A 22,923-nucleotide genomic window follows, 5' to 3' on the forward strand; every position below is an offset into this window, starting at 1 on the left:
CTTGAACCGATTGGCCCCGAGGCGTCATAAAACATCCCCTCTTTTCTCCTCCACGGAATCCTAGGTAAGTTTAGGCTCACCTAACCTTGGAAGGATTCATTCCCCATGACTGTTGTTGAGACCCGCCCCGGTCTGCGCGCCGCCGCCGCGCCGGCTCCGGAACCCCTGGCCGCCTCGGCCCGCAGAGCGCTGGCCGTCCTACGGATTCTGCTCGGATCGGTGTTCCTGTGGGCGTTTGTGGACAAGGCCTTCGGATTCGGCTTTGCCACCCCGCCCGAGCGGGCCTGGATTGCCGGCGGTTCACCGACCACCGGATACCTGGGCAATCTGGAAGGCACGCTGGCGCCGGTCTTCGGCGCCCTGGCCGGGCAGGCCTGGGTCGATGTGTCCTTCATGCTGGGCATGCTGGCCGTCGGGGCCGCCCTCGTGCTGGGCATTGCCCTTCGCGCGGCCGCGGTCGGCGGAACGCTGATCATGGGCCTGATGTGGCTGTCGGCCCTGCCCCTGGCCAACAACCCCCTCGTCGACGAACACCTCATCTACGCGGCAGCCCTGTGGGTCCTGGCCGCCGCCCGTGCAGGCCGCACTTGGGGGCTGGCCCGGACCTGGGAATCCCTGGCACACCGCCGGCTGCGCCTCCTGGGCTAACCACAGCGCTGCCATCAGCCCGACCAGGGCGCCCCGCGGCTCCGGAAAGGCCGGAACCGCGGGGCGTCCGCAGCTTCCTGCGCCGGTACGTCCACCGGTCACCGGTCCGCCGCGGCGGTCGCGCTCTGCCGCCGTGCTCCAGCGACCGGTGCAAAGTCGGAAAAAGAGGGAAGTTCCCTTACTCCGAGGTGTGGTGCCCGAGGAGCACTACGAGCCTGGCCCAGGCATCGGGACGAAAATCGTCCCTCTCCAGCAGAGTCCAGGACTGCGCATAGTTGATCGGTCATTGGTGAATCAGCGAGTCGGTCAGCAGCTGTCCGAGATCCGTGGACTCGAAGACCTCCCGCACGCCCGGGTCCGCCGCGTCCTGGCGGTCAAGGATGAGCTGGGTGCGGCCAAGGTCGAACGTATTGCTCCTCCAATCGACCCCATCGTGGAAGCCCACCCCACGGAGCCGGCTGAAATCGCTGCCCACGAAACGGATCCGGGAGCGGGCTCCCACACGCTCTCCCCGCCACGAGGAGCCCCGGAACGCGAGCAAGCGGCAGGAAAGGCCACTGAGCTCCTGACCTCGGATTTCTCCCCGGCCCTCAACGTATACGTCCATGCCACCCAGACCGTGACGGTGCTCGCCAAGTTCCCCGGACTCAAGGTGACATCACGCGAGCCGTTGTTTCTCGTCAATCTGTAACCGCCTTCCGGGAACCGATCCGTGGAGCCAACCCACGTCGATGACGGCACGGTCCCCGCAGGTCACAGCCTCAAGAGATGCCGGTGCGTCATCAAGCATCCTAGGGGCAGAGCGCCTCGGGAAAGCCGCCTATTTCCGGCTGTGCGGTTCCACGCCGTGCTCCAGTCGGGCCCAGAGGCGGTCCCGCTCGGCTCCGGCAACGAGGATCGCGTCGAAGCTGGTCTCGAGATCGGTTCGGGGATCGAAGGCGACGAAGCGCCCTCCCCGCAGGTCCTCCGCGGCGTACCATTCGGGACCGTAGTCCTCTTCCGTGTATTCGTGCCCGCCGCCGAGCCAGTGCACCTGCGTCCACATCTGCTCCTGCTTGACCCAGAGGAGGGGAAACGACCGCATGGGCGTCACCGAGGAAGTCACCCACCCCTTGGCCTCGCCGTTGAGCGACAGCTCCCACACCCCATCCCGGAACGGATCCAAGCGCGGGTCCTTCGGCCAGTCCGTTTCGTCTAACCACCCGTCCAGCCACCGGCCCAGCCATCCCATGGATCAGTTGTAGCAGCCCCGAACGAATCCGAAGCGACAACGCCCGGGCGCTCCCCCGCCGTCGGCCAGCACAGGATCTTGCCTCACGGTCCAGACTCCTCCCTCCTAATGACCGTCATGCCGAGACGCACGCAGATGTCTTGCAACCGAATGGATCCGAAACGGTCCGGCGAGACGGGAAACCCGCCCCGCAAGTCCGCGAGGCGGACTGTCTTGCCACCATGTATTGCAACCCCATTCTGGAATTGGTGTCATGAACATCCGTCGCAAGACAGTGTCGGAGTCCCTGCGGAAAACTGCTCGGCTGCCTGCCCGTCTCGACCAAAGCGCGGGACACCGACCACGAGGTCAGCGGCGCCCGGGCCTCGAGGTCGGCCTTCGGTAGGGCACCGGACGCGCTGCACGATGGCGACACCCTGCTGATCGCCACGCATCAAGCGCGAACGCCTCACCGGCTCCGTTGTCTAGGGCTGGCCCCCGATGCCCAGGTCGCCCGGGACCTGGGCATGTCCCCTGCCACCCTGTTTCAGAGGATGCCTGAGCTCGACTCCCGCCAATGGGTCAGCACCCAAGGCTGATGCTCCAGCCACCACCGCAACGGGCCGGTCGCCGCAACTAACCCGGAAGGCGGCGCCCCGCGCTATGTCGCGGAGGGCTTCAGGACCCACTCGCACAAAGGCGCGTCGGCGGGGATCTCGAACATCCCGAGGACCTCGCCGGTCGCGGTGTCGATCGCCACTGCATGGTTCTTCGGCCAGGACGGATCGACCTTGACCTGGTAGTCGATGTCGTCGAGCTCATCGAACGGAACGGCTTGGGCCGTCCCGTCGGGGTCCCGGCGCATGGCATCGAAGATCTGGCCCGTCTCCGAAACGACCGTGACGGTTTCCTGGGGCAGCCCCGCCACGTCACCGTCGACCGGGGTTGAGTTCCACGGGCCCTCAAACCCGCCGGTGCAGTTCCCGACCGGCTGCGAGGCCGTGGGCTCCACGGACTCCCCCACCGCTTCGGCTTGGGCCGCGCAGCCCGCAAGCGCCACCGTGCCCGCCATTGCGGCCGCCGCCAGAACCTTCTTGAACCTCATGCCCCACCCTTTCCTCCAGCGTGTTGATGAATTGAAGGTACCAGTGAAGCCCGCTTTTCCCGCGAAGCCCGGCACGGGCCCATCGTCCCGCCAATGGGCACCCGAAGCCACCCTCCCAACAGCGGGGAGTATCCGGCCAGCATCCCCGCACCAGTCAGGGCCGCGGGGGCCCTGGGGGGGTTGGCCCGGCCTGCCGGACGGGCTAGGCTCGGCGGCGGGCGGCTCGCCGCCCGTGCCGGAACACCACCGACCCACTTGGAGGGACTGCATGGAACAGGGATTCGACCCAAAGCAGGAATTCAACACGGGGCAGGAATTCAACGCGGGGCAGGAGTTCGACTCGACACGGGACGCCGACCCCACCGCGGCCACCCCCGCCGAGTACGGGATCCACGACCTGCAGGACGCGACCGTGTGGGATGCGGCGGACATGAAGCTCGGCACGGTGAGCCAGGTGGCGGTGGACGCCTTCGGCAGGCCCGTATGGGTTTCGGTGCCGCTGGGGCTGATGGAGACCCGCGAGAAGTTCATACCGCTGGCCGGGGCCCGGCTGGTGCAGGGCGCGCAGGTGCCCGACCTGCACGTGGCCTACGGCTCGGACACGATCAAGGACGCCCCCGACGCCGAGCGCGGCGAGACACTCAGCCCGGCCGAGGAAGAGCTCCTGCGCCGGCACTACGGCCTCTAGCCGCCGGGCCGCACAGGTCGCGGGGCGCGGGAGCCGGAACAAAGCAGGGGCCATCGGGCCCGGGATGGCTACGATTGCACCGTGACTGCCGAGCCCGCCGAAACCAAGCCCGCCTCCCGCACCGCCGGTTCCCAGACCCTGGCCCGGGGCCTGGAGGTGCTGCGGGCCGTGACCGCGGCCCGCGACGGGCTCACCGTGGCCGAGGCCGCCGAACGGATCGGCATCCACCGCACCATCGCCTACCGCACCCTGAACACGCTCGCCGACGCGCACATGGTCCACCGCGGCGAGGACGGACGCTACCGCGGCTCCACGGGGCTGCTGTCCCTCGCCTCGGCGGCGCACCAGTCCCTGCGCGCGGCCGCGCTGCCGGTGCTCACGGACACCGCCGACCGCCTCGGCGCCACGGTGGCGCTGATCGTGCGGGAAGGCAACGACGCCGTCGCGCTCGCCGTGGTCTCGCCGACCAGCGGCACCTACCACGTCGGGTTCTCCGAGGGCAGCCGGCACCCGCTGGGCCGCGGCGCAGCCGGGCACGCGATCATGGCCTCCTCCCCCGCGCTTCCCGGCGAACCGGAGAGCGTCTCCAAGGCCCGCCGGGACGGGTACGCGGAGACCTTCGGCGAGGTGGAGCCGAACATGTACGGGCTCGCGGTGCCGGTCCCCGAAAAGGTCGCCGGGGTACCGGCCTGCCTGAACATCATCACGGTGCGCCAGGACCTGGCCACCACCGCCGTCGAACCGCTGCTGGAAGCCGCCGCCCGCATCACGGCACGGCTGGCCTAGGGCTGTACCCCTAGCCGGGCTGCTCCTTCGACGCAGCCTGTGGCGAGTCCGCATGCCCGCGCGTCGGGCGCAGGGTGACGCGTCGCCATGCATCCGACGCACGGGCCTGCACAGGCCGCTGACCTGCCTCGGAAGTGCCGGCACCCCCGACCGATCGGTCGGAAAATTTCGCCCTCCACTCCCTCCGCATTGACATGGGTCACATGCGGGTGCTCGAATATATCCCAAGCGTTGCAAATATCGACACTCTAGTGCGATATATACACAACCAATAAATGGATGCTGTTGCGAGGAGACCCATGGACACCCCCCAGGACACCGAAGTCCTCATTGTCGGCGCCGGCCCGGCCGGGCTCATGCTGGCGAACCTGCTGGGCATGTACGGCCGCAAGGTCACCGTGCTCGAGGCGCGCGACGAGCTGATCGACTACCCCCGCGGCGTGGGCCTGGACGACGAGTCCTTCCGCACCATCCAGACCGTGGGCCTGGTGGAGGCCGTTTCCCCGCACACCACCCCGCAGCACATCATGCGGCTGGTCAACGGCGCCGGAAAGACGATCCTGATCAACAACCCGAAGACCGACGAGTTCGGCTGGGACCGCAAGCACGGCTTCATCCAGCCCGAGGTGGATAAGGCCCTCCACGCCGGCCTGGCCCGCTTCGAGAACGTCCGGGTGCTCTTCGGCCACGAGGTCGTGGACGTCGAGGAGACCGCCGACGCGGTCACCGCGATCGCCCGCGTCGCCGGGCCGGACGGCACCTCCGAGGAGCTCCGCTTCACCGGCCGCTACCTGGTGGGGTGCGAGGGCGGCAAGTCCCCCACGCGCAAGCGCCTGGGCGTGTCCTTCGAGGGCGAATCCCCCTCCACCCGCTGGCTGGTGGTGGACGTGAACAACGACCCGCTGGGCACCCCGAACGTCTTCCTGGGCGCTGATCCGAAGCGCCCCTACGTCTCGATCGGCCTGCCCCACGCGGTGCGCCGCTGGGAGTTCATGCTCCGCGACGACGAGTCCGACGAGCTGGCCACCGATCCGGCCTGGGTCAACGCGATGCTCAAGGAGCACGTGCCAAACCCGGAGAACCTGGACTTCATCCGCCGCCGCGTCTTCACCCACCACGCCCGCGTCGCCGGGTCCTTCCGCAAGGGCCGCCAGCTGATCGCCGGCGACGCCGCCCACCTGATGCCCGTGTGGATGGGCCAGGGCTGGAACTCCGGCATGCGCGACGCCACCAACCTGGCGTGGAAGCTGGCCTCGGTGCTCTCCGGGCAGGCCGGCGACGCCCTGCTGGACACCTTCACGGACGAGCGCACCGAGCACGCCCGGTCGATGGTGGATCTGTCCCTGACCCTGGGCAAGGTCATCAAGATCACCAACCCGGTGCTGGCCGCCGGCCGCGACACCGCCGCTTCCGTGCTGAACCTCTTCCCCTCGGTGAAGAGCTACTTCGCGGACATGAAGTTCAAGCCCATGCCCCGCTACACCAAGGGCGTGCTCGCGGACCCGAACACCCAGGCCTCCGGCACCGCGCTCGGCAAGCTCACCAGCAAGCTCATCCCGGTCGCGACCGCGAACACCAAGGTCTCCCCGGTGGGCGTCCAGTTCCCCCAGCCGCGGGTGAACAGCAAGGACGCGAAGAACGAACGCCTCGACGACGTCATCGGCAACTGGTGGACCGTGCTGGTCTGGGGCAACAACCCCAAGGACGTGCTCCCGCAGGCGTCCCTGGACAGGCTCGCGGCCCTCGGCGCCCGCCTGGTCGCCGTCGTGCCGGAGACCCAGCGCGCCTGGGCCGAGCAGTACATGGGCCCGAACGTGCTGGTCCTGGGCGACCACACCGGCCGCCTGAAGAAGTGGTTCGACGACCGCCCGACGCCGATGGTCTTCCTGCGCCCGGACCGCTTCGTCGCCGGCGCCTGCCTGAACCAGCACGGCCCGGCCACCCTGGACGCGATCCTGGCCGCCATGTCCTTCACCGGCAAGCCCGGCGACCGCGCCCGCAGCATCGTCCCCGACGACGCCAGTTCCCTGCTGGGCTAGCAACAGACCGCTCCCTCATGGATCCTGCGCTTTCCTAGCGCGGGGCAGGCCCTTTCGTGTCGACTTCGTCGCCACGCAGGACCCGGCTGCCCCACGCTTGGCGCGGCTCCGGTAGTGGTTTCCGGAGAACGCGTGGCCCCCGATACGTCGGAGGCCACGCGTTCATCCACCATCAGGCGGCTAGGTCATCAGACGCGCACCGTGCCCGGGTCCGCGGATGCGGCGGGCGTGCGGGTGTCGAAGATGGTGGCCCCGACCTCCTGCTCGGCCTGGTTGGCCACGGAGAGGTCGATGCCGGCGCGGTCGCGCAGTGCCAGCACCGCGAGCAGGGACACGATGCCCATTCCGGCAAGGTAGATGGACACGGCGGCGGTTCCCCCGGTGGCCTGGACCAGGGCAGTGGCGATGGTCGGGGCGAAGGCGCCGCCGAGGATCGCGCCCAGGGCGTAGGAGATGGAGACCCCGGAGAAGCGGACGGAGGCGGGGAAGATCTCCGAGTACCAGGCGGCCTGCGGACCGTAGCTCAGGCCCAGGCCGATGGTGAACATCGCCAGCGCCAGGTAGAGCATGCCCAGTTCGCCGGTGTTGATCAGCCAGAACAGCGGGAACGCGGTGGCGATCTGGGCGGAGAAGCCGATGATGTAGGTCCGCTTGCGGCCGATCCTGTCCGCCAGCACTCCCCCGGTGAAGGTGGTGGCGAACCAGACGGCGGCGGCGAAGGTGACGGCCAGCAGCACGTCGGTGCGTTCCAGTCCCACGGCCGGGCTGGTGGCGTAGGCGGGAAGGAACCCTCCGGTGGCCATGTATCCGGCGGCGTTGTTTCCGGCGAAGACCAGCGCGGCCAGCACCACCAGCAGCCAGTGCTTGCGGAACAGCTCCGCGATCGGCACCTTCGTCTGCTGCTTGGCGGCGGCGATCTCCTGGAACACCGGGGACTCGTCCACGGCGCGGCGGACCAGGTAGCCCACGGCGATCAGCACGATGCTCAGCAGGAACGGCACCCGCCATCCCCATTCCAGGAACGCCTGGCCCGGGGAGATCCATCCGGTCATCAGCGCGGTGATGCCGGCGGCCAGCAACATGCCCAGCGGGACGCCCAGCTGGGGGAACGCGCCGGCCCTGCCACGCCGGTTGGCGGGGGCGTGCTCGACGGCCATCAGCACCGCGCCGCCCCATTCGCCGCCTGCGGAGATGCCCTGCAGGATACGCAGCAGCAGGAGCATGATCGGCGCGGCGACCCCGGCGGTCTCATAGGTGGGCAGCACGCCGATTAGCGTGGTGGCCGCGCCCATCATGACCAGGGTGGTCACCAGGATCGCGCGGCGGCCGATCCGGTCCCCGAAGTGCCCGGCCAGGAAGGCGCCCAGCGGCCGGAAGAGGAAGCTGATGCCCACCGAGGCGAAAGCCAGCAGCAGCCCGATCGATTCCCCGGCCGGCTGGAAGAACAGCTGCGCGAAGACCAGGCCCGCGGCCGTGGCGTAGATGAAGAAGTCGTACCACTCGACCGTGGTCCCGATGATGGTGGCCATGGCGACGCGACGCTGGTTCGCCCTGGCCGAACGGACGGAAGTGCTCATGAGGCGGTTCCTTGCTGTTGGATGGCGCTGCTGTGGGAATGGAACTGGATGGATCGGTACGACGGCGGCGCTGGACGCTTGGGCGCCTAGCGTCCGGCGAGCGCCGGGGCCTGGCGGGCGAAGGCCTTGAGGCTGAATCCCTCCGCCGCCGCCTCGGCCGCGTCGGGCCCCTGCCCTGCGGCGAGCAGCTTGCGCGCGGCGATGTGTTCGCCGGGCTGGTCCACGGATTCGACGGCGGCCAGCCGGCCGTCGCGGTAGCAGAGCACGGAGAACTTCCCGGCCTCCGGGTCGCCGGCCACGACGGTCAGGTCGTCCGGGGCGGAGAGTCCGGCGATCTGCAGCCGCAGCGCCCCCTGGGTGGACCAGAACCAGGGCAGGTCCCGGTACGGCTCAGTGCCGTTGATGATGGTGCTGCCCATGATGGTGCGGGCGGCGTGCCGGCCCTGGTCGGTGGCATTCTGCACGGATTCCAGCCGGGTGCGGGTGCCGGTGTGTACGTTCGGGAAGCTGGCGCAGTCGCCGATGGCGAGCACGGCCGGGTCGGAGGTGCGCAGCGTTTCGTCGACCACGATCCCGTTCGCGGTCTCCAGTCCGGCCGCGGCGGCCAACTGGTCGTTGGGCACGACGCCGATCCCGACCACCACCAGGTCCGCCGCGTAGCGTTCCCCGGCCGTGGACACGGCCGCGGCGACCCGCCCGTCGGGCCCGGCCTCGAAGCGTTCGATCCCCTCGTTCAGCCGCAGCCGCACCCCCATCCGGGCGTGGGCGGCGGCGAACCATTCGGCCGTGACGGCGGTTAGGGCCCGGCCCATCGGGCGCGGGGCGAACTCCAGCACGGTCACCTCGGCCCCGTGGGCGCGGGCCGCGGCGGCGAATTCGAGCCCGATGAACCCGGCCCCGATAACGACGACGGAGCGGGCCCCGCCGGTCGGTGGGGCGGACAGGGCGGCGTGCAGCGCCTCGGCGTCGGGCAGGGTCTTGAGCCCGTGGATGCCGGGCAGGTCCGCGCCCTCGCACGCCAGGCGGCGGTTGGCCGCCCCGGTGGCCAGGACCAGGTGGTCGTAGCCGAGCGTCCGTCCGCCGGAGAGCACCACCTGCCTGCCGCGGCGTTCGATCGCGACGGCGGCGACGCCGTCGTGCAGGACGATGCCCTTCCCCTCAAGGAAGCCGGGCCCGCGCAGCGGCAGGGGCGCGGCGTCCTTGCCGGGCACCAGGTAGTCCTTGGACAGCGGCGGGCGCTGGTAGGGGGTGCCGGGCTCGTCCGCGACGATGTCGATGGAACCCGCGTAGCCCTCGGCGCGCAGCGAGTCCGCGGCCTGCAGCCCGGCCTGGCCCCCGCCGACGATCACGACGCCCACGGCTACACCTGGTCCGCGGGGACGTCGACGACGATGCCGTCGAGGCCGGCGTCGACGCTGATCTGGCAGCCCAGGCGGGAGTTTTCGGTGCGTTCGGCGGTGGTGCACTCGAGCATCTCCTCCTCCTCGTCGCCGATCTCCGGGAGCCGGGCGGCGAATTCGGGGCGGACGTAGACGTGGCAGGTGGCGCACATGGCCTGGCCTCCGCATTCGCCGACGATCCCGTCGACGCCGTTGGTGACGGCCGCGCGCATCAGGGTGGTGCCGTCCTCGGCGGTGACGGCGTCGGCGGCGCCGCCGGGCTGGACGTAGGTGATGGTGGGCATCGGGTTCTCCTGGATCGGGGGTCTGTGTGGATTGGGGAAGGGCTTCGGGAGAGTTAGTCCCAGGCGACGGGCATGCTGGTCATGCCGCGGAAGACCCATCCGGCGTCGACGGCGGCGCCGGCCGGCTCCAGGCGCAGGTTCTGCAGTTCCGCGAAGGCCCCGGGCAGCGCGACCTGGGCCACCGAGGCGCGGCCCACCCAGGCGCCGGCGCAGAAGTGCTGTCCGCCGCCGAAGGCCAGATGCGGCTTCTTGGCGCGCAGCAGGTTGAAGGACTCGGGGTCCTCCCACACCCGCGGGTCGCGGTTGGCGGAGCCGAGCACGACGCCGAGCTTCGCCCCGGCCGGCAGGCGGATGCCGCCGAGGACGGTCTCGCGGGTGGTCTGGCGCGGGTACATGCCGATCGGTGCGACCCAGCGCACCGACTCCTCGAAGGCCGCGGCCCAGAGCTTGGGCTCGGCGCGGACGGCGTCCAGCTGCTCGGGGTGGGCCAGCAGCGCCCAGGCGGTGGTGGCCAGGACGTCGCGCGGCTCGTTCAGCCCGCCGCCAATGGTCATCTTCAGGTTGGCGCGGATCGCCTCCAGCGGGATCGGCATGGAGGCCAGCCCGGAGAGCAGCGACGGGTCCGGCCGGCCCTTGAGGTAGACCAGCATCTCGTCGATCGCGGCGTCCACCTCGGCGGAGGAGGCCGCGGCCCTGGCCCAGACCTCGGGGTCGTCGGCGTAGTTGCCGGTGCCGTCGATCATGGTTTGGCTCCAGCGCTGCAGGTCCTCCTGCGTGGCGTTGTGCAGGCCGCAGATCAGGCGGAGGTTCTCCGCCGCATACGGGGCGGCGTAGTCCCACACGAAGTCGGCGCCCGGGCCCTTGGCTTTGAGCTCGTCCAGGTAGCGGCGGTGGTTGCGCTCGAAGATTTCCATCCAGTGGTTCTTGATGGTGCCCGGGCGCAGGGTGCTGCCGTAGGAGTCGCGGTCCGCGCGGTGCTCCGGATCGTCCTTGCGCAGCATCGAGTGCCCCATGGCCCGCTTCATGAGCGAGCCTTCCTCGTTGGCGGAGAAGGTCTCGGCGTCCTGTTCGACCGTGTGGCAGGCGTCGTAGCTGAAGACCATGTAGCGGTTCACGGCCGGGACCCAGTGCACCGGGGCTTCCGCGCGCAGCCGGCGGTAGATGGGGAACGGGTTGTCGTTGAGGTCCGGGATCGTGACCCAGTCGGCGACCGGGGCCTCGCGGACTGCGTCCGCGCTTTCCGTGGTGGAGTCCTGCGGGACGGAAGCCGGGGCCGGGCAAGGGAGAGTTGCGGGAACTCGGGCGTCGGCGGCAAGGGCGGGAATGCCGCTGGTGGGCAGGGCCGTCATCTGATCCTCCTCGATCTGCGGTGCTGCCGGCGTGGCCGGCGGGGGCGTCGCTATGAGTGTGGTCCACGCCATAAACTCGGGTAAAGCGGGACTTTTTGAGCAATATCCACGGTTTTTCCGTGAAAGGGGTAGGGGATGTCCGGATACACGCTGCGCCAGCTGGAATGCTTCGTCGCCGTGGCGGAGCAGGGCAGCATCGCCTCGGCGGCCAAGGGGCTGCTGCTGAGCCAGTCGGCGGTCTCCGGCGCGGTCGATGCGCTGGAGAAGGCCTTCGCCACGCAACTGACCATCCGGCGGAAGGCGCACGGGGTGGCGCTGACGCCGTCGGGCCGGTACGTGCTGGAGCAGGCGCGCTCGCTGCTCAGCCAGGCCGAGGACTTGCGGCTGCACGCCTCCGACGCCGGAGGGCAGCTGCGCGGCTCGCTCGCCGTGGGCTGCTACAGCTCGCTGGCGCCCACGGTGCTGGCCCGGCTGATCGACCACTACACCACGCGGCACCCGCTGGTGGAGCTCGACTTCTTCGCCGGTTCGCAGCTCGAGGTCCGCCAGCGGCTGAACGGCGGAAGCCTGGACGCGGCCATCGCCTACGACATGTCGCTGCCGCCGGAGCTGGCGCGGCGCCGGCTCTACGACGCCGTCCCCTCGATCGTGCTGGCAGCGGACCATCCGCTGGCCGGGCTGCCGGGACTGACGCTCGGGCAGGTCGCGGAGGAACCGATGATCCTGCTGGACGTGGATCCGAGCCGCGAAAACACCATGATGATGTTCGCCGCGGCGGGCCTGCAGCCACGGATCCGCTTCCGCACCACCGACTTCGAGGTCACCCGGTCCCTGGTGGCGCGCGGCATGGGCTATTCGATCCTGGTCCAGCAGCCGGCCGGGGCGGTCAGCTACGAGGGCAAGCCGGTGGTGGTGCTGCCGATCCTGCCCGCGGTGCGCAAGGTGCCGGTTTCGGTGGTCTGGCCCCAGGCGGCACAGCCGTCCCGTGCGGCCGCCGCCCTGATCGAACTCGCCGGCGAGCTCTTCGCCGATCAGCCCAGCGGAACGTCACACGTGCGGGTGACCGCGCGCACATGATGGGATGGCACCATGAAACTTGCCACCCTTCGCCGCCCGGGCGCCCCTGAGCAGACCTTCGCCGCCGTCGTCCACGGGGACGCCGCCATCGAACTCGCCGGGTTCGCCGACGTGGGAGCGTTCCTCGCCGCCACTGCCGAGGCCCGCGAGGCCGCGCTCAAGGACGCGCGGGACGAGTCCTTCGACTCCGCGGTCCCGCTGGCCGAGGCCACCTTCGCGACCCTGGTCCCCGCGCCCTCCAAGGTGTTCTGCATCGGCCTGAACTACCGCAACCACATCGAGGAAACCGGCAACGAGATCCCGCGCTACCCCACCGTCTTCACCAAGTTCGCCGATTCGCTCACCGGCCCCAACGACGCCATCGAGGTCCCGGGCGAGGACCACCGCATCGACTGGGAGGGTGAACTCGCGATCGTCATCGGCGAACCCGGCCGCCGCATCGCCGAGGCGGACGCGCACCGGCACATCGCCGGTTTCGCGGTCTCCAACGACGTCTCCATGCGCGGCTGGCAGGGCCGCACCACGGAATGGACGCAGGGCAAGGCCTGGGAGGCCGCGACCCCGGTGGGCCCGTACCTGGTCACCCCTGACGAGTTCGCCGAGGGCGCGCGCATCACCACCCGCGTGAACGGCGAGGTGGTGCAGGAGGATTCCACCAATGACCTGGTCTTCCCGCCGGCCGCGCTGGTTTCCTACCTGTCCACCATGGTGACGCTGCGCCCGGGCGACCTGATCCTCACCGGCACCCCGGCCGGGGTGGCACTGGGCCGCAAGGACGCCGACGGCAAGTACCCGTGGCTGAAGCCCGGCGACGTGCTGGAGACGGAGATCGAGGGCCTGGGAACCCAGCGCAACGTCTTCATCTGAGATCCGGTTCGGGCCGGCGCCGGATCGGGTTCCCGCGCCGGCCCGCCGTTCCAGAGACAATGGCGGCCTGCGGCCCCCGAAATTTGTGGAGCCGCGGCCCTCCCCCAAGGGCCGCGGCTCTCCTCCCCCAATTTGCTTCCCGGCCGGACACGCAGCCTTCCCCGGCTGCCCGCTTCCCCGAAAACCGGACCGGGTCGCTGGAACCAATCTTCCCAACCGGACGCTCCATGTCAACACCTTGTCAAATTCTTGTCCCGGGTTCCCGCCCCAACGCCCGCGGCCCGGCCTTTCCCGAACCGCGCAATCGCCGGTCATTTGGGGATGCACCACTTGCGTCTCCCGTTGGACCGGCCCGACGATTGGTGCCATGGACTTCACCACGTGTGACCTCTTCGACGCAGACGAGACGCTGCAGTCCGTCTCGCTGCAGCTGCTCAACCTCGGCGGGCGGGCGCGGTTCAGCGGCCCGGTGCGCACCATCCGCTGCCACCGCGACAACGGGCTGGTCAAGTCGGTGCTCAACTCCCCCGGCGCCGGCGCGGTGCTGGTGGTCGACGGCGGCGGATCGCTGGAGTCGGCGCTGATGGGCGACATGATCGCGGAGGCCGCCGTGGCCAACGGCTGGGGCGGCGTCGTCATCAACGGGGCCATCCGGGACCGGGTGGCGATCGCGGCCCTGGATCTGGGCGTGAAGGCGCTCGGCTCCAACCCGCGCAAGTCGGCCAAGGAGGGAACCGGCGAGCTGGACGTCCCGGTGGCGTTCGGCGGGGTGATCTTCCACCCCGGGGCGATGCTCTGGAGCGACGAGGACGGGATCCTCGTCGCCCAATAGACCAGTGGCCCAATAGACCGTCACGCCGGACGCACCAGGTACGACGACGGCGGCGCGGCACCTGCGAAAGGTGCCGCGCCGCCGTCGTCGCGCTGTTCCGGGTGCTGTGCTAGCGCGGGGCAGCCGGGTCCCTACGTGGCGACGAAGTCGACACGAAAGGGCCTGCCCCGCGCGCTAGGCGTTCCAGAGCCCGTAGGAGTCCGCGAGGTCCGCGATCTTCTGGGCGCGGGCCAGGCGCGGGAGGTAGGACCCGTCGCCGACGGACGCCCCGGCGGCGTGCGCATCCAGGAGTTCGTGGGCCCAGCGCAGTTCGTCGTCGCTCGGGGACAGGCCGTGGTTGACGGCCTCCACCTGGGATACGGACAGGCAGAGCTTGCCGGTCATGCCCATCGAGGCGGTGACGCGGCAGTCCTCCAGCACCTCGTCCTCGCCGGCGCCGGCGCCGGCCGGACCGTCGATCGCGCCCGGGAGCTGGCCGACGCGGGAGGCGACCACCAGCTTGCCGCGGGCGTAGGCCAGCGCCATCGGGTCCTCGGAGACGCCGGTGTCCTTGCGGAAGTCGTTGGTGCCGAAGGCCAGCCGGAAGGTGCCAGGCGCGGAGGCGATCGCGGTGGCGTTCTCGATGCCGATGGCGGACTCGATGAGCGCGAGCACCGGCGTGCCGGCCTGCAGGCGCATGGCGGTGTAGGTGACCTGCTCCGGCTTCTCGGTCATGGCGAGCATGACCCCGCGCAGGCCCGGCGCCTTGGAGAGGGCGGAAAGGTCCTCGCTCCAGAAATCGGTTTCGATGCCGTTCACGCGCACCCAGGCGGTCATGCCGCAGGACAGCGCTTCCACGACGGCCTCGCGGGCCTCGGCCTTCTGCGCGTCGGGAACTGCCGCTTCCATGTCGAAGATGACCGAATCGGCCTCGGAAGCCAACGCCGGAGCGTAGTCGTCGGGCTTGGCGGCGTTCACGAGGAGCCAGGAACGGGAGAGCTTCGCCGGGAGGGATGCGGCGCGTCGATTGCGAAAAGCCATGAAGTCCAGCCTACCCATTATTTTGGAGCCACGTTCCGCGGGGCGGTACGCGCGAACCGGCCCACGGGGGTGTCCTTGGTATGCGACGGGGCCATCATGGGTGCATGTGGATTGGATGGATCGAGTTCGACCTGCTGCTTGGCGACGTGCATTCGCTGAAGGAGAAGCGTGCCGTGGTTCGCCCCCTGGTGGCCGAGCTGCGCCGGCGCTTCGACGTCTCCGCGGCGGAGACCGGCCAGCAGGACCTCCACCGCCGCGCCCACGTGGGGGTGGGCCTGGTGGCCGCGGACCGGGCCCACGCGGTGGAGGTGCTCGACGCCGCCGAACGCTTCGTCGCGGCGCGTCCGGAGCTGGAACTGCTCTCCGCCCAGCGCCGCCTCTACTCCTCCGAGGACGAATAGGGGCGGCGGAAACCGGTCCGCCGGCTGCCGGCCGGTCAGCTGGTCAGTTGGCCGGTTCGGCGGCCAGCAGGGCCAGGAAGGACGCGGCCGGCGGGACGCCGTTGGCCAGGTGATTGCCCACGGCCTGCTGGCGGTAGATGGCCGGGTTGTGCGAGGAGATGGTGCGCGCGTTGCGCCAGTGGCGGTCCAGCGCACGGGATCCGGAGGTTGCCGACGCGCCGCCGACCTCGAAGATCCGTCCGGTGGCGCGCAGCACCAGGTCGATGACGGTGGACTGGATGCCGAAGACGTGGGCGTCGGCGGCGGCCAGCAGCGCCGTGGTCTCCGCCTCCTCCGCCCCCGACCGTTGGGCGGCGCTGGCCGCCTCGACGGAGGCCGCCGCGGCGAGCACGGAGGCCCGCACGGTCTTCACGGCGCCAAAGGACTCGCCGAGGACCTGCAGGGAGACGGGGTCCTCGGTGGGCGCGATGGCCGGGTTGAACAGGTTGCGGGGGCGGGTGCGGACGAATTCGGTGATGTCCCGCAGGGCGGCCTCGGCGATCCCGGCCAGGGCGGACAGGTGCACCAGCTGGTAGGTCGCGTGCAGCACGGATCCGGGGGCCGACTCGGCCGAACGCGCGGTGACGAACCGGGGGTCCACCGGCACCCCGGTGAACACGGTGGTGCCCGAACCGGTCAGCCGCTGGCCGAAGCCGTCCCAGTCGTCCTCGATCCGCACCCCGGGCGCGTCCGCCCGGACCACCACGGTGGCCAGTCCCGCTTCCCCGCTGACGCCTTCCTCCGCCCGCGCGCTGACCAGGATCCAGTCGGCGAAGATGGAGCCGGTGGTGTAGTACTTGGTCCCGTCGAGGACCAGTTCCCCGTCCTCTTGGTGCACCCGCGTGGCCTGCCGGGCGAACGGGCCGGTGCGCTCGCTCTCGGCGTTGCCGACCAGGGCGCCGGCGGCCAGTTCGGCGAACCAGAAGTCGCGGAACTCCTCCCGCGGGTGGGCCAGCACGAACTCGACGAAGCCGATGTGTCCGCGCAGCGCCTGGACGATGTTGGAGTCGGCCGCCCCCAGTCCGATGAGCAGGGCCGCCTGCTGGTCCGCGGTGGCCCCGAAGCCGCCGGCCGCGCGGGGCAGCCGCAGCCGGCCGAAGCCGGCCTCGCGGAGCCACCCGATCTGCTCGTGGGGCAGCCGGCGGTCGCGTTCGCGGGATACGGCCCCCTCGGCAATGCGCGCGAAGATCGGATCGAAGATTGCGGACAGGTCCTCGTCCGTGGCCGCCGATGCGGCAAGTGCGGTGTCGGTGGTGGCGGTGGCGGTCATGGCAAGAGCCCTTCTGCGATAGGCGGCGGCGGATCTGTGGTGCCTGTCTCCACTTAACGGACCAACCGGCCCTGCCGCCAAGGGCCCGGTCACCCACCTTCACCCCGTGTCACCGCACGTCACACCGAGGGTCCGGACGGCTCCGCGGGGTCCGTTTGTTACGTGGGGTTGACCATCCCCGAAACATCCGGAAAACCTAGCCGGACTAACGTTTTTTGGACTGCCCGCCGCACCGGGCATAACCTCTATGAGGTTTTGTTACACGGGTCACATCCCGGCCCGCCATCGAGGAAGAATGCATGTCACAGAAGACGCCGGCGAACCCCGCCGTTGAAAACGGGACGGGCGAGGCACACCTCGAACGCGCCCTTTCCAATCGCCACATCCAGCTGATCGCCATCGGCGGTGCCATCGGCACCGGCCTGTTCATGGGGTCCGGACGCACCATTTCGGTCGCCGGCCCGTCCATCATCCTCGTCTACGCGCTGATCGGCTTCATGCTGTTCTTCGTTATGCGCGCCATGGGCGAACTGCTGCTGAGCAACCTGAACTACAAGTCCTTCGCCGACTTCGCCGCGGACCTGCTGGGCCCGTGGGGCGGGTTCTTCACCGGGTGGACCTATTGGTTCTGCTGGGTGGTCACCGGCGTGGCCGACGTCATCGCGATCGCCGGGTACTCCCAGGAGCTCATCCCGACGCTGAACACCAAACTGCTGTGGATCCCGGCCCTGCTGTGCATCGTGATCCTGCTGGCGCTGAACCTGCCCACCGTCAAGGCGTTCGGCGAGCTGGAGTTCTGGTTCGCGCTGATCAAGATCGTCGCCATCGTTGGCCTGATCGTCACCGGCCTGTTCATGATCCTGACCCACTTCCAGACCCCGGCCGGCGAGGCGTCCTTCAGCAACCTCTGGAGCCACGGCGGCATGTTCCCGCAGGGCTTCATGGGCTTCGTCGCCGGCTTCCAGATCGCCGTCTTCGCGTTCGTCGGCATCGAGCTGGTCGGCACCGCCGCGGCCGAGACCAAGAACCCGGAGCGCAACCTGCCCAAGGCCATCAACGCCATCCCGTTGCGCGTTGGCCTGTTCTACGTGGGCTCGCTGATCGTGCTGATGTCCGTCACCCCGTGGAACCAGTTCGCCGCCGGCAAGTCGCCGTTCATCGACACCTTTGCCCTGGCCGGCCTGAGCGCCGCCGCCCTGGTGGTCAACCTGGTGGTCCTGACGTCCGCGCTGTCCTCCGCGAACTCCGGCATCTACTCGACGTCCCGCATGGTCTTCGGCCTGGCCCTGGAGGGCGACGCCCCCAAGCCGTTCGCCCGCCTGTCCAAGCGCAAGGTCCCGCAGAACGCCCTGTTCCTCTCCTGCGTCCTGCTGCTCTCCGGCGTCGGCCTGCTCTACGCGGGCAACGACATCGCCACCGCCTTCGACATGGTCACCACCATCTCCGCGGTCTGCTTCATGTTCGTGTGGTCGATCATCCTCGCCTGCTACCTGGTGTACCGCAAGCGCCGCCCGCAGCAGCACGCCGCCTCCGCCTACAAGATGCCCGGAGGCGTCCGCGCCGTGTGGATGGTGTTCGCGTTCTTCGCCTTCATCCTGTGGGCGCTGACCACGCAGGAAAGCACCCTGACCGCGCTGCTGTGGACGCCGGCATGGTTCGTCCTGCTCGGCGCCGCCTACGCCATCATGCGCCGCAGCCCGCGGCACCGGCAGCTGCGTGCCGCCCACGAGGCGAAGGTCGCCGCGGAGCTGCGCGAGCTTGAGGGCATCAAGGTGAACGCCTAAAAGGGCACGGCCCGGGCGGGCCGCGCACGCCGCGGCCCGCCCGTCAAGGGGTGTGGACATGTCCGGACCGGATCTCCGGCCCGACATGTCCACACCCTTCTGACATGGTGGGAAACATTCGCAAGGTTAGGTTAGCCTAGCTTTAATAACCTCCTTGGAAGGATTCCCCATGTCCGCTCACGTCGCCGCCCTGCACCCCGCCCTTGAAGCCAGCCCCACGCTTGCCTTCGGGCTGGCGGTCTTGGCCATCAGGGACCTCGGCCCGTCGCTCCGGCGGATCACGCTCACCGGGGCCGACCTGGAGCACTTCGGAGTCAACGGCGACCTGCTCGATGTGCGCATCAAGGTGGTCATTCCGGGCGAGTCCGCCACCGGCGGGGCCGTGGACCACCTGGCGCACCTGCGTCCCGGCGCCCTGCTGGAAGCCGACGAGGTCGCCGGCTGGTACCGCCGCTGGCTGCTGGCTGACGCCGGCGAGCGCGGGGTGCTGCGCACCTACACCGCCCGCGGCTTCCGCCCGGCCGGGGATCCGGCCAACGCCGGGGAGCACGCCGAACTCGACGTCGACTTCGTGCTGCACGTTCACGAGGAGGAGGGCCGACTGGTCGGCGGGCCCGCCTCGGTGTGGGCCGCAACGGCCGCCCCGGGCGACGTCGTCACGGTCCTGGGCCCGAACCTGCGTCTCTGCGGGCCGGACTACGCCGGGATCGAGTTCCGGCCAGGCACCGCGGAGCGGATCCTGCTGGCCGGGGACGAGACCGCGGTCCCGGCCATCTGCTCGATCCTCGAATCCCTCCCGGCCGGCATCGCCGGGCTGGCCTGCCTTGAGGTCCCCGACGCGGCGGACGTCCAGGAGGTGCGCACCGCCTCGGACCTGGAGGTGCGCTGGCTGCCGCGCGGGTCCCGGCCGCACGGCGAACTGCTGCTGGAGGCGGTCCGGGCCGCCGTCGCACCAACCCCCGCGGTGCAGTCCCCAGTGGCGGAGGAGCCGGAGGAGATCAACGTCGACGAGGCGATCCTCTGGGAAACCACCGCGGATGCCCGCGCCCCGTTCTACGCGTGGATCGCCGGGGAGGCCGGGGTGGTCAAGGAACTGCGGCGCCACCTGGTCCGCGACGCCGGCATCGACCGGCGCCAGGTCGCATTCATGGGCTACTGGCGCCAGGGCAAGGCCGAAGGCTAGCGGCCGGAGGGCAATAGCCGGGCGCCGCAGCGGCCGCCGCCCCAGCACGGGCGGGGCGCTCGTGGCGTGCCTCGGCGCCTGGGCCCCGCGGATGATGACGGCGATGGGACAGTCCCCCCAGATGTCCCACCGCCGCCGGGCCTATTGTGCGGCAGGATGGCCCGCAAGTTCCAGTGTTGGCAGCGAAGCGAGCAGCTGCCGCCTGAAGGGATGCTGGAGTTCCCGAAGATTTCGTCGGCATCCCCTATTCCGCCGCCCTGCCGTCCTTCATCACCAGGACGCACCCGCTCGTGTGGTGGATGACTCCGGACTGGCGCGGCGCGCATCGCCGCCGTCGAGGCCATCGCCGACGCGGTGAACAAGAAGCCGGACCTCCTTTCAGCAAAGGGCAAGGGACCCACCGAGCTTGAGCACAACGACATTGCCATCGCCGTCGCTGTACACCTGATAGCGCGCAACGGACCCGCAGGCCGTGCCGGCCAACCATGCCCGGCACGGCCTGCGGCGTTTCCGGCTGAACCGCCGGCCGGGTTGGAGGGCGCACCCGCCGGTCCTGCGTCCCCGCCGGGACGGAAGCCCCTGCACCGCCGCACGCTCCGGCCCTGACAAGGCGCGTAGGCGGCACCGTCGCATTTCTCCTTACGGGCGAATCCCGTCATACAAGGCGCAACAATCGCCGCTTTCGGCGCTCGCATAAAACACCGTGTAACCCCCGGTGACGATATTTGGCCCCCTTTTGCGGGGGCCGACATGCTTCGAGGCCTTTGATGCAAAGCCTCCATACGCTTCTGACAAGCCCTCTTACGAGGCAGGTCCGCCATCCACGTGTAAAGGAAGTCCAGGATGCCGCATGAGATTGACTCCGTTGTGTTGGAGTCCGACGTCGTCGATGGGCCCAACTCCGGCCAGGTGTGGAAACCCAACTACGACTGGGACGGCTACGGCTTTGACACGCGCCAGATCCACGCCGGCGAGTTCGAGGAGGAGACATTCGGGGCACGGGTCACCCCGCTGTACCTGAGCAACGGCTTCCGCTTCGATTCGTTCGACCAGTCCCACGCGCGTTTTGCCGGGACCGAACCGGGGCAGCTCTACTCGCGCCACCTGAATCCGACCAACGCCGTGGCGGAACGGCGGATCGCCTCCTTGGAGGGAGGAGCCGGAGCCGTCGTGGTCGGCTCGGGCCAGGCCGCCATCAGCTCCGCGCTCCTGGCCCTGCTGGAGTCGGGCGACCGGTTCGTCTCCACGGCAAGCATCTACAGCGGAACACGCATCCTGTTCAACCGGGCCCTCAAGCGCCTCGAGGTCGGCGTCGACTACGTCTGGGACTACCGGGACGAAGCGGAATGGGAAGCGAACATCCATCCGAACACCAAGGCCATCTTCACCGAGAGCATCCCCAACCCCAAGAACGACGTCGTCGACGTCGAGCTGGTGTCCCGGGTCGCACGCCGCCACGGCATCCCCCTGGTCATCGACAACACGGTGGCCACCCCGTACCTCACCCGGCCCCTCGAGCAGGGTGCGGACATCGTGGTCCACTCCTCGACGAAGTTCCTCAGCGGCCACGGCTCAGTCATCTCCGGCGCCATCGTCGACGGCGGCACGTTCGACTGGGCGAACTCGCCGCGGCGCTATCCGCTGCTGACGGACCGCCAGGCTCCGGGCGTCCCCTCCTTCCTGGAACGGCACGGGAACGACCACGCGTTCGAGCACTACCTGCGGCTGACAGCGGTCAACGACTTCGGCCCGGCGCTGTCCCCCTTCAACGGGTTCCTGCTGCAGCAGGGCCTGGAAACGCTGTCGCTTCGCATGGACCGCCACCTTTCCAGCTCCCACGCCATCGCGCACTGGCTGGCCGGGCAGCCCCAGGTCGCCAGCGTCGACTACGCGGGCCTGGAGGACAGCCCCTACCACGACGTCGCGCAGCGGCACTACGGCGGCCGGCCGGGTTCCGTTTTCGCCTTCACGGTCAAGGGCGGACAGGCCGGGGCGAAGACGTTCATCGACCGGCTCCAGGTCTTCTCGCGAATGACCAACATCGGTGACGTCCGCTCCCTCGTCCTGAACCCGGCCACCACCACGCACCTGTCCTTCTCCCCGGAGGACAAGGCCCGGCTGGGGATCCACGACGGGCTCATCCGCCTGTCCGTGGGGCTCGAATCCCTTGAGGACCTGCTCCGGGACCTCGAAAACGGCTTGGCCGCGGTGTCCGCTGCGGGCCACCACTGACCAGGGCTTTTTTGACCACGGTTTTCTTGCACCACGCTTTTGCAGCCCCTGAACCTCCCCGGAAAGGACCGGACATGAACGCACCCATTTCCCGGAAACCGCTCCTGGCCCTTGGCCTGGACGGCAGCCACCTCGTCGAGCTGACGGGAGCGCCGCACGCCGCGGCCGAACTCGACGGCCTGGGCCTGGCCTTCGCCGTCGCCGGATTCGAGCGGATCGCCGGCCGCGACGGACAGGACGCGCAAACGCTGGATCCCAGCGTCGCCGCAACGGTGCTGGCCCAACGCGCCGATACCCCGCTGCTCATCGCCGCGGCCCCGCACCGGGACCACCCCTACAACCTGGCCCGCCGCCTGGCATCGGCGGCCCACCTGTCCGCCGGCCGCACCGGCCTCCTGCTGGGTGCCAGGGACGCGTACGCGCCGTCCGGCGAGGAAGCCTGGGGCGGGGCCGGCCTGACCCCGGGAGTCCCGCTGGGGCCGGGCACCACGAGGGACGCGGCGCTCGCCATCCGCAAGCTCTGGCACAGCTGGCCGTACGACTCGATCGTCGCCGACCGGGACACCGGGATCTTCGCCCACGCGGACCGGGCCGTCCACATCGACCACCATGGTGTGTTCGACGTCGCCGGTCCCCTCAACGTGCCCTCGACGCCCCACGGCTCGCCGGTGCTTGCCTGGTTCGCGGAAGGCGCCGGGCAGGTGGCTCCCGCCCGCGGCGCGGCCGACGTCGTCGTGCTGGGGACCGCCGAACGGGAGGCGGTCGAATCCGCGGTGGCGGCGCTGGCAGCGTCCCTCTCCCCGGACGACGACGGCGGGGTCGCCACCACCCTGCTCTTCGTGGAGATCGTGGTGGGCCCCGGGGACGACGGCGCGACCACGCGGCGCCGCATCGAGGCGGTGGCCGGCACGGCGGGCGTCGCCGGCGTCCTGCTGCGCGTCGGCGGGGCCGCCGGTGAACTGCGGCGGGTCCTGACGGAGGTCCTCCCCCACCTGGCCGACGTCGGAACCGTGGAACCGTCCGGGGCCGGCGGGCCGCTGCGCCGGCGGCTGGGGCTGCCGGAACCGGCGGACCTGCTGGCCGGGGCCCGCTCCGCGTTCCCCGCCCCCGTGCCGCAAGCGGCCCTCTAGCC

Annotated in this window: 21 protein-coding genes; 13 read left to right on the forward strand and 8 right to left on the reverse strand. The window is 70.0% G+C overall.

Features of this window, described 5'->3' with window-relative positions; translation table 11 throughout:
* Positions 1-105 precede the first annotated feature (105 nt).
* Both ABD912_RS09260 and ABD912_RS09265 read left to right on the forward strand, forming a co-directional pair.
* Positions 106-648 carry a hypothetical protein gene (locus tag ABD912_RS09260; protein WP_345150245.1) on the forward strand — a complete coding sequence of 181 codons (543 nt, stop codon included), beginning with the start codon at positions 106-108 and terminating at the stop codon, positions 646-648.
* A gap of 289 nt (positions 649-937) precedes the next feature.
* On the forward strand, positions 938-1,339 hold the full coding sequence (locus tag ABD912_RS09265) for a hypothetical protein (protein ID WP_345150246.1): 402 nt from the start codon (positions 938-940) through the stop codon (positions 1,337-1,339).
* 129 nt (positions 1,340-1,468) lie between these two features.
* On the opposite strand, the gene ABD912_RS09270 is transcribed toward ABD912_RS09265, so the two are convergent.
* Together ABD912_RS09270 and ABD912_RS09275 are read right to left on the reverse strand one after the other, a co-directional pair.
* On the reverse strand, positions 1,469-1,813 hold the full coding sequence (locus ABD912_RS09270; RefSeq protein ID WP_345150247.1) for a hypothetical protein: 345 nt from the start codon (positions 1,811-1,813) through the stop codon (positions 1,469-1,471).
* A 706-nt stretch (positions 1,814-2,519) separates the two neighbouring features.
* Positions 2,520-2,963 (reverse strand): hypothetical protein, encoded by a 444-nt coding sequence (locus ABD912_RS09275; RefSeq protein ID WP_345150249.1) that lies wholly within the window; start codon positions 2,961-2,963, stop codon positions 2,520-2,522.
* Between the two features lie 268 nt (positions 2,964-3,231).
* On the opposite strand from ABD912_RS09275, the gene ABD912_RS09280 reads away from it, so the two are divergent.
* From ABD912_RS09280 to mhpA, 3 genes are all read left to right on the forward strand, one after another.
* Positions 3,232-3,651 (forward strand): PRC-barrel domain-containing protein, encoded by a 420-nt coding sequence (locus ABD912_RS09280; protein ID WP_345150251.1) that lies wholly within the window; start codon positions 3,232-3,234, stop codon positions 3,649-3,651.
* Positions 3,652-3,732: 81 nt separating this feature from the next.
* Positions 3,733-4,437 carry an IclR family transcriptional regulator gene (locus tag ABD912_RS09285; RefSeq protein WP_345150252.1) on the forward strand — a complete coding sequence of 235 codons (705 nt, stop codon included), beginning with the start codon at positions 3,733-3,735 and terminating at the stop codon, positions 4,435-4,437.
* A gap of 299 nt (positions 4,438-4,736) precedes the next feature.
* Entirely contained in the window at positions 4,737-6,476 is a 1,740-nt protein-coding gene (gene mhpA, locus ABD912_RS09290; protein WP_345150253.1) for a bifunctional 3-(3-hydroxy-phenyl)propionate/3-hydroxycinnamic acid hydroxylase MhpA, read from the forward strand.
* 188 nt (positions 6,477-6,664) lie between these two features.
* Here mhpA and ABD912_RS09295 read toward each other — a convergent pair whose 3' ends face one another.
* The 4 genes from ABD912_RS09295 to ABD912_RS09310 form a co-directional block, all read right to left on the reverse strand.
* On the reverse strand, positions 6,665-8,053 hold the full coding sequence (locus tag ABD912_RS09295; protein WP_345150255.1) for an MFS transporter: 1,389 nt from the start codon (positions 8,051-8,053) through the stop codon (positions 6,665-6,667).
* An 86-nt stretch (positions 8,054-8,139) separates the two neighbouring features.
* Positions 8,140-9,411, reverse strand: coding sequence for an NAD(P)/FAD-dependent oxidoreductase (locus ABD912_RS09300; protein ID WP_345150256.1), 1,272 nt, complete (start codon positions 9,409-9,411; stop codon positions 8,140-8,142).
* A 2-nt stretch (positions 9,412-9,413) separates the two neighbouring features.
* Positions 9,414-9,737 (reverse strand): 2Fe-2S iron-sulfur cluster-binding protein, encoded by a 324-nt coding sequence (locus ABD912_RS09305; protein WP_345150257.1) that lies wholly within the window; start codon positions 9,735-9,737, stop codon positions 9,414-9,416.
* 53 nt (positions 9,738-9,790) lie between these two features.
* Positions 9,791-11,086, reverse strand: coding sequence for a cytochrome P450 (locus ABD912_RS09310; protein ID WP_345150258.1), 1,296 nt, complete (start codon positions 11,084-11,086; stop codon positions 9,791-9,793).
* Positions 11,087-11,221: 135 nt separating this feature from the next.
* Here ABD912_RS09310 and ABD912_RS09315 point away from each other — a divergent pair, with 135 nt between their 5' ends.
* The 3 genes from ABD912_RS09315 (at position 11,222) to rraA (ending at position 13,862) form a co-directional block, all read left to right on the forward strand.
* Positions 11,222-12,163, forward strand: a complete 942-nt coding sequence (locus ABD912_RS09315) for a LysR family transcriptional regulator (protein ID WP_345150259.1) — start codon at positions 11,222-11,224, stop codon at positions 12,161-12,163.
* 12 nt (positions 12,164-12,175) lie between these two features.
* Entirely contained in the window at positions 12,176-13,030 is an 855-nt protein-coding gene (locus ABD912_RS09320) for a fumarylacetoacetate hydrolase family protein (RefSeq protein WP_345150261.1), read from the forward strand.
* Positions 13,031-13,397: 367 nt separating this feature from the next.
* On the forward strand, positions 13,398-13,862 hold the full coding sequence (gene rraA / locus ABD912_RS09325; protein WP_345150263.1) for a ribonuclease E activity regulator RraA: 465 nt from the start codon (positions 13,398-13,400) through the stop codon (positions 13,860-13,862).
* A 174-nt stretch (positions 13,863-14,036) separates the two neighbouring features.
* On the opposite strand, the gene ABD912_RS09330 is transcribed toward rraA, so the two are convergent.
* Positions 14,037-14,882 carry an HpcH/HpaI aldolase/citrate lyase family protein gene (locus ABD912_RS09330; RefSeq protein ID WP_345150264.1) on the reverse strand — a complete coding sequence of 282 codons (846 nt, stop codon included), beginning with the start codon at positions 14,880-14,882 and terminating at the stop codon, positions 14,037-14,039.
* A gap of 104 nt (positions 14,883-14,986) precedes the next feature.
* On the opposite strand from ABD912_RS09330, the gene ABD912_RS09335 reads away from it, so the two are divergent.
* Complete coding sequence (locus tag ABD912_RS09335; RefSeq protein WP_345150265.1) at positions 14,987-15,283, forward strand: DUF503 domain-containing protein; 297 nt, start codon at positions 14,987-14,989, stop codon at positions 15,281-15,283.
* 43 nt (positions 15,284-15,326) lie between these two features.
* Here the strand turns inward: ABD912_RS09335 and ABD912_RS09340 are convergent, their stop codons facing one another.
* Positions 15,327-16,592, reverse strand: a complete 1,266-nt coding sequence (locus ABD912_RS09340; protein WP_345150267.1) for an acyl-CoA dehydrogenase family protein — start codon at positions 16,590-16,592, stop codon at positions 15,327-15,329.
* A 299-nt stretch (positions 16,593-16,891) separates the two neighbouring features.
* Between ABD912_RS09340 and cycA the strand changes: the two genes are divergently transcribed.
* The 4 genes from cycA (at position 16,892) to ABD912_RS09360 (ending at position 22,921) form a co-directional block, all read left to right on the forward strand.
* Complete coding sequence (cycA, locus tag ABD912_RS09345; RefSeq protein ID WP_345150269.1) at positions 16,892-18,376, forward strand: D-serine/D-alanine/glycine transporter; 1,485 nt, start codon at positions 16,892-16,894, stop codon at positions 18,374-18,376.
* Positions 18,377-18,545: 169 nt separating this feature from the next.
* A complete protein-coding gene (locus tag ABD912_RS09350; RefSeq protein WP_345150271.1) occupies positions 18,546-19,559 on the forward strand; it encodes a siderophore-interacting protein in 1,014 nt (337 codons plus the stop codon).
* Positions 19,560-20,402: 843 nt separating this feature from the next.
* Positions 20,403-21,791, forward strand: coding sequence for an O-acetylhomoserine aminocarboxypropyltransferase/cysteine synthase family protein (locus ABD912_RS09355; protein WP_345150273.1), 1,389 nt, complete (start codon positions 20,403-20,405; stop codon positions 21,789-21,791).
* A gap of 74 nt (positions 21,792-21,865) precedes the next feature.
* The gene (locus ABD912_RS09360; RefSeq protein WP_345150274.1) at positions 21,866-22,921 is read left to right on the forward strand and encodes an LLM class oxidoreductase; all 1,056 of its coding nucleotides are present in this window, start codon (positions 21,866-21,868) and stop codon (positions 22,919-22,921) included.
* The last annotated feature ends 2 nt before the right edge of the window (positions 22,922-22,923 follow it).

The sequence above is a fragment of the Arthrobacter ginkgonis genome (assembly GCF_039540195.1).
Classification (GTDB): Bacteria; Actinomycetota; Actinomycetes; order Actinomycetales; family Micrococcaceae; genus Zafaria; species Zafaria ginkgonis.

Excerpts from the sequence above, each read along its gene's own strand:
- ABD912_RS09330 (WP_345150264.1), bottom strand. The coding sequence starts at position 14,882 with ATGGCTTTTCGCAATCGACGCGCCGCATCCCTCCCGGCGAAGCTCTCC.
- ABD912_RS09340 (WP_345150267.1), bottom strand. The coding sequence starts at position 16,592 with ATGACCGCCACCGCCACCACCGACACCGCACTTGCCGCATCGGCGGCC.
- ABD912_RS09360 (WP_345150274.1), top strand. The coding sequence starts at position 21,866 with ATGAACGCACCCATTTCCCGGAAACCGCTCCTGGCCCTTGGCCTGGAC.
- rraA (WP_345150263.1), top strand. The coding sequence starts at position 13,398 with ATGGACTTCACCACGTGTGACCTCTTCGACGCAGACGAGACGCTGCAG.
- cycA (WP_345150269.1), top strand. The coding sequence starts at position 16,892 with ATGTCACAGAAGACGCCGGCGAACCCCGCCGTTGAAAACGGGACGGGC.
- ABD912_RS09320 (WP_345150261.1), top strand. The coding sequence starts at position 12,176 with ATGAAACTTGCCACCCTTCGCCGCCCGGGCGCCCCTGAGCAGACCTTC.
- ABD912_RS09305 (WP_345150257.1), bottom strand. The coding sequence starts at position 9,737 with ATGCCCACCATCACCTACGTCCAGCCCGGCGGCGCCGCCGACGCCGTC.
- ABD912_RS09355 (WP_345150273.1), top strand. The coding sequence starts at position 20,403 with ATGCCGCATGAGATTGACTCCGTTGTGTTGGAGTCCGACGTCGTCGAT.
- ABD912_RS09295 (WP_345150255.1), bottom strand. The coding sequence starts at position 8,053 with ATGAGCACTTCCGTCCGTTCGGCCAGGGCGAACCAGCGTCGCGTCGCC.
- ABD912_RS09335 (WP_345150265.1), top strand. The coding sequence starts at position 14,987 with ATGTGGATTGGATGGATCGAGTTCGACCTGCTGCTTGGCGACGTGCAT.
- ABD912_RS09350 (WP_345150271.1), top strand. The coding sequence starts at position 18,546 with ATGTCCGCTCACGTCGCCGCCCTGCACCCCGCCCTTGAAGCCAGCCCC.
- ABD912_RS09275 (WP_345150249.1), bottom strand. The coding sequence starts at position 2,963 with ATGAGGTTCAAGAAGGTTCTGGCGGCGGCCGCAATGGCGGGCACGGTG.
- ABD912_RS09310 (WP_345150258.1), bottom strand. The coding sequence starts at position 11,086 with ATGACGGCCCTGCCCACCAGCGGCATTCCCGCCCTTGCCGCCGACGCC.
- ABD912_RS09315 (WP_345150259.1), top strand. The coding sequence starts at position 11,222 with ATGTCCGGATACACGCTGCGCCAGCTGGAATGCTTCGTCGCCGTGGCG.
- mhpA (WP_345150253.1), top strand. The coding sequence starts at position 4,737 with ATGGACACCCCCCAGGACACCGAAGTCCTCATTGTCGGCGCCGGCCCG.
- ABD912_RS09260 (WP_345150245.1), top strand. The coding sequence starts at position 106 with ATGACTGTTGTTGAGACCCGCCCCGGTCTGCGCGCCGCCGCCGCGCCG.
- ABD912_RS09280 (WP_345150251.1), top strand. The coding sequence starts at position 3,232 with ATGGAACAGGGATTCGACCCAAAGCAGGAATTCAACACGGGGCAGGAA.